The sequence below is a fragment of the Thalassotalea agariperforans genome (assembly GCF_053470345.1).
Window position 1 is genome coordinate 196,466 of sequence record NZ_JBQMWH010000001.1, and the last position, 15,812, is coordinate 212,277.

Annotated in this window: 9 protein-coding genes; 1 reads left to right on the forward strand and 8 read right to left on the reverse strand. The window is 39.1% G+C overall.

Going from position 1 to position 15,812, the window contains the following annotated elements:
• Positions 1–21 precede the first annotated feature (21 nt).
• The 8 genes from ACSLUO_RS01030 to ACSLUO_RS01065 form a co-directional block, all read right to left on the reverse strand.
• The gene (locus ACSLUO_RS01030; RefSeq protein WP_448245457.1) at positions 22–900 is read right to left on the reverse strand and encodes a substrate-binding periplasmic protein; all 879 of its coding nucleotides are present in this window, start codon (positions 898–900) and stop codon (positions 22–24) included.
• 318 nt (positions 901–1,218) lie between these two features.
• Positions 1,219–4,062 carry a family 78 glycoside hydrolase catalytic domain gene (locus tag ACSLUO_RS01035; protein WP_448245458.1) on the reverse strand — a complete coding sequence of 948 codons (2,844 nt, stop codon included), beginning with the start codon at positions 4,060–4,062 and terminating at the stop codon, positions 1,219–1,221.
• Between the two features lie 17 nt (positions 4,063–4,079).
• On the reverse strand, positions 4,080–5,528 hold the full coding sequence (locus tag ACSLUO_RS01040) for a sulfatase family protein (RefSeq protein WP_448245459.1): 1,449 nt from the start codon (positions 5,526–5,528) through the stop codon (positions 4,080–4,082).
• Between the two features lie 86 nt (positions 5,529–5,614).
• On the reverse strand, positions 5,615–6,262 hold the full coding sequence (locus tag ACSLUO_RS01045) for a cytochrome b/b6 domain-containing protein (protein WP_448245460.1): 648 nt from the start codon (positions 6,260–6,262) through the stop codon (positions 5,615–5,617).
• Positions 6,263–6,267: 5 nt separating this feature from the next.
• A complete protein-coding gene (locus ACSLUO_RS01050) occupies positions 6,268–7,215 on the reverse strand; it encodes a c-type cytochrome domain-containing protein (RefSeq protein ID WP_448245461.1) in 948 nt (315 codons plus the stop codon).
• A 17-nt stretch (positions 7,216–7,232) separates the two neighbouring features.
• The gene (locus tag ACSLUO_RS01055) at positions 7,233–8,765 is read right to left on the reverse strand and encodes a DUF1501 domain-containing protein (protein WP_448245462.1); all 1,533 of its coding nucleotides are present in this window, start codon (positions 8,763–8,765) and stop codon (positions 7,233–7,235) included.
• A gap of 4 nt (positions 8,766–8,769) precedes the next feature.
• A complete protein-coding gene (locus tag ACSLUO_RS01060; protein WP_448245463.1) occupies positions 8,770–11,859 on the reverse strand; it encodes a PSD1 and planctomycete cytochrome C domain-containing protein in 3,090 nt (1,029 codons plus the stop codon).
• A 76-nt stretch (positions 11,860–11,935) separates the two neighbouring features.
• Positions 11,936–12,991: an NHL repeat-containing protein gene (locus tag ACSLUO_RS01065; RefSeq protein ID WP_448245464.1), complete on the reverse strand. Its 1,056-nt coding sequence runs from the start codon at positions 12,989–12,991 to the stop codon at positions 11,936–11,938.
• A 239-nt stretch (positions 12,992–13,230) separates the two neighbouring features.
• Between ACSLUO_RS01065 and ACSLUO_RS01070 the strand changes: the two genes are divergently transcribed.
• The gene (locus ACSLUO_RS01070; protein ID WP_448245465.1) at positions 13,231–15,801 is read left to right on the forward strand and encodes an endo-acting ulvan lysase-like protein; all 2,571 of its coding nucleotides are present in this window, start codon (positions 13,231–13,233) and stop codon (positions 15,799–15,801) included.
• Positions 15,802–15,812 lie beyond the last annotated feature (11 nt).

Below are 15,812 nucleotides of genomic sequence, written 5' to 3' on the forward strand. Positions count from 1 at the left end.
TTTTTGGCTACCTTATTTTAACTAAAGCGGATACCAAAGCGATTCATCTGATAATAAATGTTGGTCTTTAAAATATGGGTTATGAATTCTAATGATTGTTCTATTTTTGAGATTAGCGCGCTCAATATCATCGGCATAGTATTTACGTAATATTTGATGCAATTCGCCATTTTTGAGCATTATTTTTAAGCCTTTTTCTAATCTTTTTGCAAGGCGAGGCTCTGCTGGTGACACGTAAACATAGGTTGGCATAGGCAAGTAAATCGCTAAACTTGGCTCAATCACCACATTAGGTAAAAAGCTTTGACGGGCTGATAATTCATCAAAAATTTCGTATATTGCCCGCGGAATATAATCAAACCTATGCATATTGAGTAGGGAGAATAAACCATCAAAATTTTGTGTTTCTACAAGGGGAATATTGGCTTTTTTAAAAACGTCAGATGTTACCCAGCCTGCTCTAAGGCCGGCTGTTAGTTTTCTTAAATCATCTAAGGATTTCACTTGAGCAAAGGTTGGTAAGTCATTCTTATTAACTAATAATAGCCGATAATTTAATAACCCTGCTCGGACGGGAATTTTAATTGCGATGGTTTTTTTATCCCATTCCTCTGAAGCTGCAGCGACATAAATATTACTGATTTTACCTTGAATAACAATAGGTAATGCTCTATGCCTATTCATGACCACATTCATTGTTTGAAATGCATAAGCGCCATATTCTGGCGTTGTTAATTCAAGGGCACGCTTAATAATTTCCTTTTTATGTAATGAGCGCTTGTCGTTAGCCATTGATTCACTATTGGTGATTTTTACGGTATCTAAAGCCCAAGTATTATTCGCAGAAAATAAAACTAAAAATAGTATTTTTAGAAAAATAATTCTTTGAATTTTTATCATAGTCTAACCTTAGTTTTTATCGAAATTTTATGAATAGCACTTATTTAGTCTGTATCTATTTAGGTTAGATTGGTTTTTACAATAAATATATAGTAAGGGTGTTATTAGCTTAAAAAGTTTATTCAAGGGTTTACTAACTTATACGGAATGGTATTACTATCGCGATTGCCCTTTTGCATTACTAAAGTGGTACATATACTGAACGGATAGAAATTCTATTTACTGATGGGTAAAGTTATTTTTATATTTGTTGCGAAATTAACTTTGCTTGTAAAGCAAAGAGCTGATGTACTCAGCTCTTTGTTAACTTTAAATAAGTTAAAGGTTGATGACAAGGGAGTATTTACCCGCGGAGTAACGTTGTTTTTCTTGCTTGGGTAAAATCACCCAAGCACTGCTGTTATTCGGTATTTCGAATTGCCATAAAATAGCGTTATCTTGACGTTGCCAGGTACTTTTTATTTCGCCGTAGCCAGTGGTGAAGCTAACATCAGCATGCTCTAACTCAGTTGGAAATACTGGCTTTAAGATAAACTCTTGAAAGCCTACGCTGTTCTCCATTGGTCTAATTCCGCCTAAACCTTGATAAAACCAGCCGTCATAACCGCCATGAAACGGATGGTTTAATGAACGTACTGGCCCGCGGCCTTTGCTGGGGTCAAACGCGCCTTTACGCTCCCATAATGTTGTGCCATTTAGTTCATCAAATAAATAAGAAAAGCCCGGATAACCTTTTGCTTTAAAAATATTAAATGCGGTGTCGGTATAGCCATAATCACTTAATGATAAATATAAATAGCTTTGGCCAAGGGCACCTACAGAAGAGTGACCTCGCCATTTTTCGACAACATCTTTATTTAAGGCATCGGCAACACTTTGTCGTAATTCAACCGGTGTAATACCAAATTGCAATGCCATACTATCGGCTGTTTGACTGCCGTAATGGCCGGTTTCTGGGTTATAAAATGCTTGGTGAAAGCCATGGCTTAAATTTTGATATAAGGTTTGATATTGCGCTTGTGCATCTGTATTACCGAGTACTTGTGAAATTTTACTCATATAGTTTGCAGCTTGCGTAAATAAAGCGGTACTGGTGATCGCAGGTATTGTCCATTGAGGTACGCCGCGGCCGCCAACTCGTGGGGTACCAGGTGCAGGGACAGGATCACACCAATCACCATAGCCTTTTTTGATTAAAAAATCCGACATTTGGCTTTGACCAAAATCCATGTATTTCACTAAACTTTGATATTGGTTTGCTAGCAGCTGTATGTCGCCGTGATGACGATAATGCTCCCAAGCAATAAATACTTCGGCTACAGCCCAATCAACTTTACCACCTCCGGTACGCTTGCCTGGTACAACGGTTGGCGCAATGTTTTCGGCTGTTTGAAAATCACCTAAATATTTTGGCCAAAAGGTTTGCATATTAAAATTGTAATTACCGGTGATCAGCGCCGCATGGGCATCACCTGTCCAGCCGGCTTTTTCACGAATAGGGCAATCTAATGGCACACTCATCAAGTTACTTTCATAACTCCATAATGCGGTGTGATGTATGCGATTCACTAAAGCATCTGAACTTTTAAATTGTCCAATACGTTCAACATCACTGCGCACTAAATGCGCGCTTAATGCTGATAATGGCGGTTGCTCAGTTAATCCAGTGATTTCGACATACCTAAAACCATGCCAGGTAAAACTTGGGGTCCAGCTTAATGCTTGTGTATCTGAGGCGATATAGCCATCAACGGCATTAAGTTGTGTCGCCCAGCCTCCGCCACTTAACTGGCTAATGTTACCTTTATCGTCCTGCCATTCGGCAAATTTTAAAAATACCGCTTGGCCTTTTGTTAGGTTAAGTTTATCTAAGTGTAAGGTGGGGATACCAGTAAAGTTTTGGCCAAAATCAAATACCCAAACATTTTCTTTTGGTTGCATAATTTTTACCGGTTTCATCGCTTTTATTGGACGAATTGGTGGCAACAATTGTGGTACTAATTGATTGGTAGGCCAATTTGCTAATACTTTAGCTGCTTGCCAATTAGTAAAGCTTTGTTTGTCATCAATATTATGCCAGTTAGCGATATGTTTTGAGGCATCATAAAGCTCACCTGAAAAAATACCTTCTTTCACTGTTGGCGACGGAGCGCTTAACCATTCTTCATTAGACGTTACAATTTGTTTACTGCCATCATGATAAGTAATTTCTAACTGAGCAATAAATGTTGGTTGGCCAAAAGAATAAGTGCGTTTTTGGGCATTCGCTTTTTTGGCATCAGGGTTTTTCCAACGGCTAAAAGCAATATTTTCATCATACCAACCGCTCCCTAAGTGAACCCCAATGGCATTTTTACCACTTTTTAATAACGCTGAAACTTCATCGGTGTTGTATAAAATGCGTTTATCAAAATCAGTTTGCCCAGGATCCATGATACGGTCTTTCACTTTTTTACCATTGATAAATAGCTCATAATAACCACCGGCTGTGCTGTGTAATCTTGCTGAAGTGATTTGTTTATCAATAGCAAACTCATGGCGAAATAAGCTGGCTGTCGGCATCACTTTTAAGGGGGCAATTGCTGGAGTTTTAAAACCACCTTCTTCCTTTTCAACCGTGCCCACTAAGCTTACCCATTGATTAACTTCAGGGGTTATTTCAGTAATTGTTGGAGTGGCAACTTGAAGCCACTTGGCTTGCCAATCGGTTTTGTTTAGTAAGCCCATTTGCCAATAAGCGGCGGCACTCCATGCACTAGGCTTAGTGTTATCAACTTGCCAAACACGTACACGCCAAAAAGCACTATCGTTACTTGTTAAAGGTTTACCTTGGTAAGCAATATTGAGTGATTGTTTACCTTGAACTTTACCGCTATCCCATAAATCAGCATTGTTTTGGCTTAAAACTTCTGCGCTGCTAGCAACCTGAATTTGATAAAAAGCTTGTTGCTTAGTATTCGCATGCCATGACAGTCGTGCTGTTTGGTTATGGACATTTAGTGGTTTGTTTTTACCTTCAGTTAATAAGTTCGTTGGAGAATTTATTATGCTATTTGTCTCATTTTGTTGAACACAGCCCATTAATGAACTAGTAACTAACAATAGCCCAATAGGAATTGTTTTTAATTTTTTTAAACAGTTTACTGTTTGGAAAGAGAACATATTTAAACCTATAGTTTTTAATAATTTTTGGAATCAGCATTTACAAAGTCGGTTTTTTTATTGCCATCAAAAGCACGTTGTTTAACCGTATTATTACGCTCAGCTTCATATTGATCTATGTAAGCATCTGTTTTTTTTCTTAGCTGGTTTAAAATATTTTCATGTTGGGCAGAAGTCGCTAAGTTGGTTGCTTCATTGGGATCATTTTTTAAATCATAAAGTTGTTCATGTTTATCTCGGTAGTAACGAACATATTTCCAATCCTCGGTTCTTACCCCAACCGTTGGTGGTATTTTGAAGACTTTAGGCGAAAATAAATGCTCAAAAAAGAATTCGCTGCGCCATTCGGGTGTTTCACCTGCCATAATAGGTTTGAGAGATTTACCCTGATAACGCTTAGATAATTCGATACCTGCTAAATCTAAAATAGTCGGTGCAATGTCGATATTTAACGCAATTTCTTCTCGCACTTGTGCTTTGCGATTACGCGGATCAAAAATGATGAGTGGTACACGTAAATCTTCATCCCAACCAAACCATTTCCCGGCCAATTGACGGTTGTTTAATGAGTAACCATTATCACCGGTATAAATAATAATGGTGTTTTCAACCATACCGGCTTCAACTAACTTGTCGTAAAGCATACCAACACCGCGGTCTACCGCACTGACGGCACGATAATGACGCTTAACCATTTTTTGATACAAGGCTTGGGTTTTATAACGATACTGCCAGCGCTCTCGGCCAAGCGATGTTTTTAAAAAGTCAGGCAATGCTTCAAAATCTGCTGCCGACGATAATGGCGCAGGTGGTATAGTTACGTCGTTGTAATACTCGTCAAATTCAGCAGGGTAGTGGTATTGATCTACTTTATCTGGGTCAAGGGCATGGGGATTCCAAAAACTAACTGATAACGACCAAGGCTGGCCACTATCTTTATTTTGTTCGATAAAGTCTTTAGCAAGCTCAACAAAGTGGTAGGTTTGTGGACGCTCAACACCCTTGTGAATGTCGGTTTTTTTCATTTTTGAACGTTTAAAATAGTCAAAACGTTGCTCGATATTGCCAGAGGTTTCAACACCAAATTTACCAACAAAACCGGTTGTATAACCGTGTTGTTTTAATACCACAGGGTAGGTAATCGCCATATCTTCTTCAGATACAGGTGGACGGTGAAACGAATAATCGCTAGTGCGTTCGGTTAATCCAGTTAAAATACTAGCGCGACTAGCGCCACAAATAGGTGTAGTAACAAACGCCTTTTTGAAGAACACGCCTTGATCGGCCAATTTATCTAGTGTTGGCGTTTTTACTATTGGGTGGTATTTACCAATTAAGTCCCACCTGTGATCATCCGCTAAAATAAATAAAATGTTTGGCCGTTGTTGTTCTTGCTGGTTCGATACTTGGTTTTTAGTGTCTTTATCCGTTAACTGGCAGGCAGATGTTAGTAAGCTGGCGGACAATAATAAACCTAGTTTTATCCTGTAGGATTTATGACTTTCTTTAAACTGAGTCGTTATTTTTGTAAAAATATTATCCATTTTAACCCTTATTTAAATAACCAATATGAAAAAACGCCCGCAATTAACATAAAAATAATGCCTAAGCTAAAAGGGGCAAAATACAGTGGTGTATCTGGCGTTTTTGTCAGCTGTTTTTTACCCGTTAATAGGGTTTTTATTAAGTTGTCTTTTTTCACCAATACATAAAAAAATACCGCGACTAAGTGCAGCCAAATAATCGCTAATAAAATGTCAAAGTTAATGCCATGTAATTGGGTAAGCGTGTCTGACATCTCTTTTGAAACATAATCTGAAAGTGCGCCACTAAAGCCTAAATCGTTATTGCTAAACAGCCCTGAAACCACTTGAAAACCAATCACCAAGATCATGATGATAATCATCCAGCCACCAGCGGGGTTATGACCAACTTCGTGATGTACTTGTAAGCGTAATGACTGTTTTAAATAGCGAAATGCAACTATCGGATGGACGATAAAGTGCTTAAAACGAGCTGTACTTGAGCCGAACAAGCCCCAGCACACCCTAAATACCAATAAGGCAATTAAGCAATGACCAAAAATTTCGTGTAAATCTATTAGTCTGTTTTCAATGGTGTACCAAGCAGCGAAAATGTTTAAAACAAGTGCCCAGTGAAAAAATCGTGTTGCTCCGTCCCAAATTTTTACTTTTTTCATATCACTTAACCTTGTTTTACTTTTATAAGTTCGATTGCTTGCTGAGAAAATAGTCTTGCAAGATTTTCATCGACTAATGCTTCATCAAGCACAAGCGTTTTCAGTGCTTGATGCTTTGCAAGTTGACTAATTTTTGATTGGCTAATGTGGGTACCTTGTATTTGTAACTTGGTTAAATTTTTCATAGCTAAAACCTGTTCGATAGCAGCATCAGATATTTGGCTATTGGCTAAATTGACCTCGATTAATACCGGCGCTAGGGCTTGGCTAAAGTGGGTGAGTATTTGATCATCAAAATGGTTTTTCATTGCGAAAGCATCGAGTACTAATAAATGTGAGGTACGCGCTTGATAGTGCAATACATGAGGATATTGTGTTTGTAATTCTGTAACCTGTTTTTTATAGGCTAAGCGTTGTGCTTCGATTTTTTGCCAGTCAATATCATAAAATTTAATCACTTTTGCTTTTGCTGGCGCTTCAGGAAAATCATCTTCGGTTAAGTTTCCTGAGCCACCTTTTGATAACCATAACTCAATTAAGGCTAATTCATCTTCGGTATGGCGCTCTCGACCAAAAGGCGGCATCGCCATGCGATCTGTTGCCGGTAACTTCATGCGTTCAAGTAATAAATTATTTTCAGCGAGTGTTAAATCAGCGCCACTTTTACCGGAAAAGGTTAACTGGCGAAAACTGTCTAAACGCAATTCTCCTTTTGCTTTATTGTCATCGTGACAAGCGGCACAATATTTTTCCATAATAGGATCAATGCGGCTATTGTAAAAAGAGTCTTGTTTAGCTACTAATACAGGGCTTAACCCTAATTGCTCTTTGATGCTTTGTACCCAAGCCGGTTTACTTTGAATATATAAGTAAAGCCAAATTAAGCTTAATAAAGCTACCAGCCAAAAATAGCTTTTAGCGCTGAGCTTTTGTTCAGACGTTTTGAAATTCATCTTTGTTTAAAACCTCTTTACGCCAAAATCTGGGAAATAATTTGAGGGTGTTCAACCCCAGTTAATCGCTGATTTAACCCTTGGAAGCGATAATTTAAATCGTAATGATTAAAACCCAGTAAATATAAAATGGTGGCGTGTAAGTCGGCTATTTCAACTTTGTCGTTTACCACTTCATAACCAAGTTCGTCAGTTTCTCCATGAGTGTAACCACCTTTTACGCCGCCACCTGCCATCCACATGGTAAAGGCATCTGTGTGATGATCTCGACCAGCAAAAAGCATGTCTTGTCCGGCTCTGTTTTCGCGCATCGGTGTGCGACCAAATTCGCCGCCCCAAATCACTAAAGTATCTTCGAGCATGCCGCGCTGTTTTAAATCTTCTAATAAGGCAGCCATTGGGCGATCAATATCTTTACACTTATTACGTATGCCAAGGTCGACTGAACCTGCTTCTCCTACGCCATGATGATCCCAAGCATAATCAAATAATTGAATGTAACGCACGCCCCGTTCAGCCAGTCTTCTGGCGATAACACAGTTGTTGGCAAAACTTGCTTTACCAACTTCAGCACCGTAATTTTCTAATGTGGTTTCTGATTCTTTGTTAATGTCGAAGGCATCAGATGCTTCTAGCTGCATGCGGTACGCCATTTCATATTGCGAAGTCCGCGTCAGGGTTTCTGGATCACCAACTGTGTTATAACTTTGCTGATTAAGATCGGCAATGGCATCAAGAATGCGACGACGAAGCGGTCGGCTAACATCTTTTGGATTACTTAAATAAAGCACAGGATCGCCTTGTTTTCGGCATTCCACACCTTGGTAAACACTTGGTAAAAAGCCAGATCCCCAAAGCTGTTTTCCGCCATCAGGTGCATTTAAACCTGAGGTTAGCGCGATAAATCCGGGTAAGTTTTGGTTCATTGTACCTAATGCATAGGTGGCCCAAGCGCCAATAGATGGTTTGCCGGATAAAGCGGAACCTGTATGCATTAACACTTGCGCAGGAGCATGGTTAAACTGATCGGTTTTCATTGATTTAATGAAACAAATATCATCAGCATGTTTGGCTAAATGCGGTAACCTGTCTGAGATCCAAGCACCTGATTGACCATGTTGTTTAAATGGAAATTGCGGGCCTAATAACTTAGGTGTGCCGGAAATAAACGCAAATTGTTTACCTTCTAAAAACGATTGTGGTGTGTCTCTACCATCATATTTTTTTAATTCTGGTTTATAGTCAAACATCTCTAATTGACTCGGGCCGCCCACCATATGCATATAGATAACCCGTTTTGCTTTCGCAGCATATTGTGGTGGTAGGGGAGATAAAGGCGCATCCATTGGACGGGTGAAGTCTAAGGTTTGTCCAGCCGCCGTTGCTTGATTGGCAAACATAGAGCCTAAAGCGGCACCGCCAAGCATATAACCTGATTTTTTCAGAAAATCTCGACGTTTTAATTGCGCTATTTCTCGTTGCAATACTTTATCAATGTGAGCGCTTCGGGTGCTTGCAGATTGAACATTAGAATTAAATAAATTTTTCATGATCTTACCTTGTTAATGCATCATCGAGATTGAGTAAAATTGAGCCCATAGCCGTCCAAGTTGATGCTTGTGCATCATCACCTGATACCCCATCAAGTTGAATTTGTTCTGATACTTTTTGCAGGGCAAATGTTAGGCTCTGTACTTCTTTTTCTTTTGGTAAACGAGAGACAACACGTTTAAAGCCAAAGCGAATCGCTTGTTTATCATCACTTGTTTTGGCTTGGTTCATCATTATTTTACCGAGCGCTTGTGCAGCCTCGTGATAAACTGGATCATTTAAGGTCACTAAAGCTTGTAACGGCGTGTTGGTGGGTAAACGGCGCTGGTGGCTAATTTCACGTGTTTCCATATCAAAGGTTAAAAAGCTTGGATACATAAAAGCACGTTTAACAAAGGTATAAATTGCGCGGCGGTAGCGATTTTCATCGGTGGCGTCTTCCCACCAATGTAGCCAACGACCTTTATGCCCCCAAATACCTTCTGGTTGTGGTGGCATAACCGGCACACCGCCAATTTTATTGACGATTAAGTTGCTAGCAACTAAAGCTTGGTCGCGAACCATTTCTGCTGATAAACGTTGTCTTGGTCCACGTGAAAACCATTTATTTAATGGGTCGAGTTCGTAGCGTTCAGCCTGAACGGTAGCGTCTTGTTGGTAGGCATGGCTCATGACCATGAGTTTTAAAATGGCTTTTGTATCCCATTTAAAATCGTTTTGAAATTTAAGGGCTAGCCAATCTAAAAGCTCAGGATGATTCGGTAAACTACCAGCACCACCAAAGTCTTCTAAGGTTTCAACAAGGCCAATACCAAATAATCTATGCCATAAACGATTGACCGCAACGCGAGCGGTTAAAGGTTGCTCTGGTTTGAAAAACCATTGTGCTAAGCCTAAGCGATTTTGTTGTTGGTTAAATTCAGGAAATATCGCTGGCGTATTCGGCGCTAATAAATCACCGACTTTATTGGTCATATTGCCGCGGTCAAATTTAGCAATAGCACGTTTATCCCAGTTGTCTTGCTCTAACATCACTGGCATGAGGTAACCGTCGATAGCCTTAAGTTGTTTTTTTAACTTGCCATATTCATCAATATTGGCGGTGCGGGTATCGCTGTTTGCATATTGTGACCAGCCGTCAAAATTGGTTGTTTCTATACGTACGCGGTGCAAGCGAGTTTGTAAGCTATCAACGCGAATGCCTTTTTGCATTTGTTCAACTTCAACCTCAATTTTTTCACCCGGTTTAAGCGTCAGTGGCTCGGCTAATACAGCAACACTCCAACGAGGTAAATAGAGTCGATGAGCAAACCAACCGACACCTTTACCAGCTTCTAAGCCTTTATCTTCTTTGTTATTGAGTCCACTTAGCTTACTTAGCGCGGATAATTGATTATCCATCACTTCGGTGCTGTTCGACATGTGAGTTTTAATGGCAAGTTGTACTTTGCTGCCATCAGGTTTGACTAGATAAAACTTTACGTCGTCGGCCTGAAAATGAGGCTCAGGTGTATGGCGAGCTTTTTCTGGGTTTTGTGGTATCGCATTTAAACGGATCGCGGAAATAGATTTTTCTTGCTGAGCCGCCGCACTTATAAAGTGATAATAAAGGCGTAATTCATATTTTCCGGCATCGAAATATTCGCCATTTTTAGTTTCAAATGCTCTGACCTTTTGATTGTTATCTGCCAGTTCTTTTAATCGCGCATTACCTACTTTAATTAAGGTTAAATGATATTTGCTTGGCGGTTTGCCTTCTTCAACTAACTTGGCATTAGAGTCTTCCATTTTTTTAACAAAAGCGGCTAAACCTCGGTATTCATCACCTAGAGCACTTTCAATGGTAAGTTGTTGCCAAGGAGATGACTGCTCAGTTTGTTTCGATAACTCAACCGCTTGCTTGGCTTCATGTTCGCGTATTTTGGTAAGCTGTTCTTGTAGTTCAAATGCGAGTTGTTTTTCATCGTCCTTTTTTGCGTATTTATATAAGGGATCATATTCGCGGTAATCAGCGTCTTTACTGGTATTAAAAAAGCCAAGTGATGCATAATATTCATGGTGTTCAATGGGGTCATAGGGGTGTGAATGACACTGCACGCAATTCATGGTCATGGCATTGAGTACTGACCAAGTGGTGGCATTTCGGTCCATGACAGCGACCATACGAAATTCTTCATCATCAGTTCCCCCTTCACTATTAGTTGGGGTTTGACGATGAAATCCGGTGGCGAGAATATTTTTTAAACTGCGATTTGGCATTAAATCGCCACCGAGTTGTTCGATCATAAATTGATCATAAGGCTGGTTCGCATTAAGCGCTTCAATCACCCATTGTTTATAAGGCCAGCTGTCACGTTCTTCGTCGCGGGTATAACCATGGCTATCGGCGTATCGAGATAAGTCCATCCACATGGCTGCCCAGCGCTCGCCATAACGGGGGGAAGCGAGTAAACGGTCAACTTGTTTTTCATAAGCATTAGTGCTGTTATCCGCTAAAAAATCATCAATTTCTTGCGGTGTTGGTGGTAAGCCAATTAAATCAAATGATAAGCGACGTAATAAGGTTTGTTTGTTTGCTTTTGGCATTAATGACAAACCATTAGCAGCTAAGTTAGCTTCCAAAAAAGCGTCAATGTCATTATTAATGACTTGTTTATTTTCAACCTCTGGCACCGTTTGTGGGCTCGGGGGAATAAACGCCCAATGTTCTTGCCAGTTTGCGCCTTGTGCTATCCAATCTCGTAACAGTTGAATTTCATGATCCGGTAATTTAGCGCCTTTATAAGGCATACGAATGTTCGGGTCGTCAGATTCAACACGGGCGATTAATTCTGAAGCATCAGGATCACCTGGTACTATGGTTAACCTGCCAGAGTGACCACGGCCAAGGGCTTCTTCTCGATATATAAAAGAAACATTGGCTTGTTTACTGACCCCGCCATGGCAACCTGTACAGCTTTTATTAAGAATAGGGCGAATATCGTGATTGAATGAGATTGTCGATTCAACGGCTTTCTCTTTTTCAAAACAGCCACTTAATAATAGAGGGGAAACCAAGCTAATAATGGTTATATAAACATGTTTACGTTTCATACTTTGTTACCGAACTTTCGTTTTTTTATTATAAGAAGCACAACTTTCATTGTGCTTTACCTGTATATTAAATAAATTACTTTGCTTGCAGGTCGTAGCGGACAATACGTCCCCAAACATTCCATTCGGTAATAAATAAATTACCCTGATGATCAAAGGTAATACCATGAGGTGCGGTAAAAACACCTTCACGCCATTTTTCGGGTTTTGTTACATTGGTATTGATTTCTTCTTTGATGTCATTGGTACCTAAAGTCTTAACCGTTACCCCTTGTTTGTTAATTAAGCTTACGCGACCACTAATTTCAGCAACGGCGGCAAGTTCGCCATAAAAATCAACCGCACTAGGACGGCGTAAGTTAGTGGCGTAATCACCGATAAGTTCGCCATTAAGATTCATGTGCACCAAACGACCATTTATCCGATCGGTACACATTAAACGATTAGGCGTAAAACGAGGGTCAATGTGAATTTTGTGACAGTTACGAAATTGATAAGGCGCATCTTGTCCGCCAAACGTTTTTAGATAATTACCGCTGGCATCAAATTTGTGAATGTAATCTAGGCTATAGCCGTCAACCACATACATATTATCGTTTGCATCTACCGCTATTGCAGTCAGTTTTAAAGGTGATTTAATTCTATTTTTTTTATCTCGGCCACTAGCATGATATTGCGTTGGTACCGTTTTAACGGCATCAATATTCATAACTATTTCGCCGTCTAAACTCATTTTTATTAAGCGCATTTTGTTAAGTTGCGCACCATAAATAAATTCTTGTTTCGATTGATCTTGATGAATAACAAAACCATGAAAATCATCAGGGGCATTAGGCACATCTGATAAATATTCACCACTTGCTGAATAAATACGAATCGTTCCTTTGGTGTTTTTATCTGACATGGTACTAACATAAAATTTACCGTCTTTAGCCACATCTATTTCACCATGCGATTTACCTATTTTTTGCTGACCATTAGCTAGATCATGCCAATGGGGTGATACTTGGTAATTGGTTGTTGCGTTGTGGTGATCAGTATTATCACCATGGGCTTGGCTAACATTCGTAGTTAATACTGAGGTTAGTGCTAATAAACTTGCCGCAATTTTGTGTTTCGAAAATATCATCATAGTATTCACTCATTATTATTTTATTTGTTATTAAGACACTGGTGTTATTTTTGTTGTTGTATAGAAGAGACAAAAAAAATAAAAATTGATACCCCTATCATAAAAAAACATTAATCAATATAAGTCATATTTTGGTTTTTTGTTAGGTTTGAGTGAGCGGTTTTGCTTTATAGTTGTTTATTTTGGTGTTAAATTGCGGTTAATAAATTAGCAACAGCCTTATTCCATAGGAAGTTACAATGTTAGTAACCAAGATTAAACATCACTTACCTAGCGTGTTAAAACAGGGGGGACCTGTTAAAAAAATCACCCAAATAACTCTTGCCGCTTTTTCATTATTTACTGTTAACACTGTGGCAGCTGAAATTGAGCGCCCAGCTATTTGGGTAAAAAAAGCAGAACGAGCGCAAATTTTAGAAAAAATTGATAATGAAGTTTGGGCTAAATCATTATTTGATGAACTGAAACATCGTGTTGAAAAGCAAGCGGTTAAAGGTGAAAAACAGCGCGGTGAAAAATTAACGCAAAGCCTACCTTTAATTTGGCAAAAAGATAAAAGTAAAGCACCGACATTACCGTTTTTTAGAATTGAAAACGGCGGTACTAAAGAACAGCTAACGCAAGTGGTGAAATCTTTACAAGATGGTGTTGATTGTGGCGTATTGTATTATCTTACCCAAGAAACTAAATATGCTACTTGTGGTGCAGATATTCTTCATACTTTTATTAATGCATTACAGCAATTAGAAGTGCAAAAAAGTGGTGGCATGAATTCTGGTTGGATGTTTCCAAAAGACCATTTATATGAAGCACGGGTAATTGGCGCTCAACTACCGATTATTTATGATTTTGTTGCTCCTTATTTAAAAGCGGGTGGCCAAGTATACAACTTAGCTTCAGCTAGCCTGACGGATTTTGATTTTGAAGCAGGCCAAAATGTTTTTAAAACCTATGTTTGGTTGGCGTTAAATAAAGGCTTGTTAGATTCAAACTGGCCAGTATTAGAGTCATCAAGTTTAATTAATAATATTTTAGCGTTAGACGATAAAAAAGCCATTGAGCACTATTTACCTTATTACACCCATATTGACACTAAGCATCAGGCTTCTTTAGCCACAGTTGCTAAACATTTTGCAACAGAAGGGGATATTTGGCCTGAATCTTTTCAATATTCACGTCATGTTGCCGGCTTTACGGTTTATTTAATGACACTATTAGACCGTTACGATAGTTCTTTAAAGTTAGGTCAAAAATACCCCAATATTCCTGGCGCATTTACTTCTTATTATAATTTGCAGTTTCCTAATGACGACTACCCTTATATTGGTGACGGTCATCGCACATATAAAATTGATTATGCGGACTTTGAAATGTCGTTGTTATTAGCAAAGCTAAATGGCAACAAACAACAAGAAGAAACCTTCAGTAATTATTTAACCTCAAGTATTAAAAAAGGTTTTTATGATCGCGGTCATCTGCATAACCGCTCATATGGTGCTAGCCCTTATTACACGCCACTGCAATTGTTATGGTTTGCAAACAAAATTGAAAGCACTGCCGAGGTTGATGTAACACCACCTAGACCACGTACAAAACGCTTAGAATACGCGGGTATGAATATTCAACGCAATATCAGCCAACAAAACCCGGTTAAAAATAGCTTAATGGGGTTTGTCGCGGGTGGCTCTTATATTCATGGTCATGCTTCAGGCATGGATATGGAACTTTATGGTCAAGGCTATGTGTTAGGTATTGATGGTGGTAAAGGTACATATACCACCAATATTCATGAAAACTATTATCGCTTGTTTTCTGCGCATAATTCCGTGATCAGTAATGGCGCCTCTGCTTCTAAAGATGGTTGGATTAATTTAGGTATTAATCGAGTGCAGTCTGAAGTGATGGAACCTGCGGCCGGTGATGCCGGTGTTTCACCTAATCATTCTTTTTCAACTTCATCATTTTATGATGAATTTAATTTAGTGGCGCCAGCACAACATCAAAGAACGTTAGCGTTAATTAAATTGTCAGAAACTAAGGGCTACTATCTTGATATTTTTAGAGCAAAAAGTGATACCGAACAAGAGTTTCATGACTATGTTTATCATAACATTGGTGACCGTTTAGAAATCACTTCTCATGGTGATAGCGTTAAGCTGAAAAAAGATGAAAATCGCTATCAAGCATCGGCAAAAATTTCTTGGGAAAAACATAAAACGTATCAACACCCAGGCTGGCATTTTTTTGATGATGTAAAAACTAAAGCGGCTTCGACACAGCAATATGAAGCAACATTTACTGCCTCTAAATTAGGTAATAAAGATATTGCAATGCGCGCGCTAATTCCGGCGGGTTTAAATATTGAAATTACCCAAGTAAAAGCGCCAAAAGCTTATGGCGCAGCAGAACCTTATAATAAAAAGCCGTTGCCGACCTTTTTGTTAAGACATCATGGTGAAACATGGACTAACCCGTATGCAGTGGTTTATGAATCGCTAACTGAAGGTGAAAGCTATGCTGTTCAATCGGTTGAACGCTTGATAAGCGATGGGGTTTTTAAAGGGGTGAAAGTGAAAGTTAATGTTGAAGGTAAGCAGCTGACGCAATATATCCTGTTACAAGAAAATATTACTGATATATACCAAGACCCATCAACAGGCATTACCTTCGAAGGTCAATTTGCGGTGATCACACTTGATAGCAAACAAAAACCAACAGAAATGTATTTAGGTAGTGGTAAACACTTGAGCTACCAAACTTATAAAGTACAAGCAAATACTGGCAGTAACAGCGGTTATTTAACCTTTTAATCGGGTTGTAG

Coding starts and splice junctions, on each gene's coding strand:
- ACSLUO_RS01050 (WP_448245461.1), bottom strand. CDS start 7,215: ATGAATTTCAAAACGTCTGAACAAAAGCTCAGCGCTAAAAGCTATTTT.
- ACSLUO_RS01070 (WP_448245465.1), top strand. CDS start 13,231: ATGTTAGTAACCAAGATTAAACATCACTTACCTAGCGTGTTAAAACAG.
- ACSLUO_RS01045 (WP_448245460.1), bottom strand. CDS start 6,262: ATGAAAAAAGTAAAAATTTGGGACGGAGCAACACGATTTTTTCACTGG.
- ACSLUO_RS01030 (WP_448245457.1), bottom strand. CDS start 900: ATGATAAAAATTCAAAGAATTATTTTTCTAAAAATACTATTTTTAGTT.
- ACSLUO_RS01035 (WP_448245458.1), bottom strand. CDS start 4,062: ATGTTCTCTTTCCAAACAGTAAACTGTTTAAAAAAATTAAAAACAATT.
- ACSLUO_RS01055 (WP_448245462.1), bottom strand. CDS start 8,765: ATGAAAAATTTATTTAATTCTAATGTTCAATCTGCAAGCACCCGAAGC.
- ACSLUO_RS01065 (WP_448245464.1), bottom strand. CDS start 12,991: ATGATGATATTTTCGAAACACAAAATTGCGGCAAGTTTATTAGCACTA.
- ACSLUO_RS01060 (WP_448245463.1), bottom strand. CDS start 11,859: ATGAAACGTAAACATGTTTATATAACCATTATTAGCTTGGTTTCCCCT.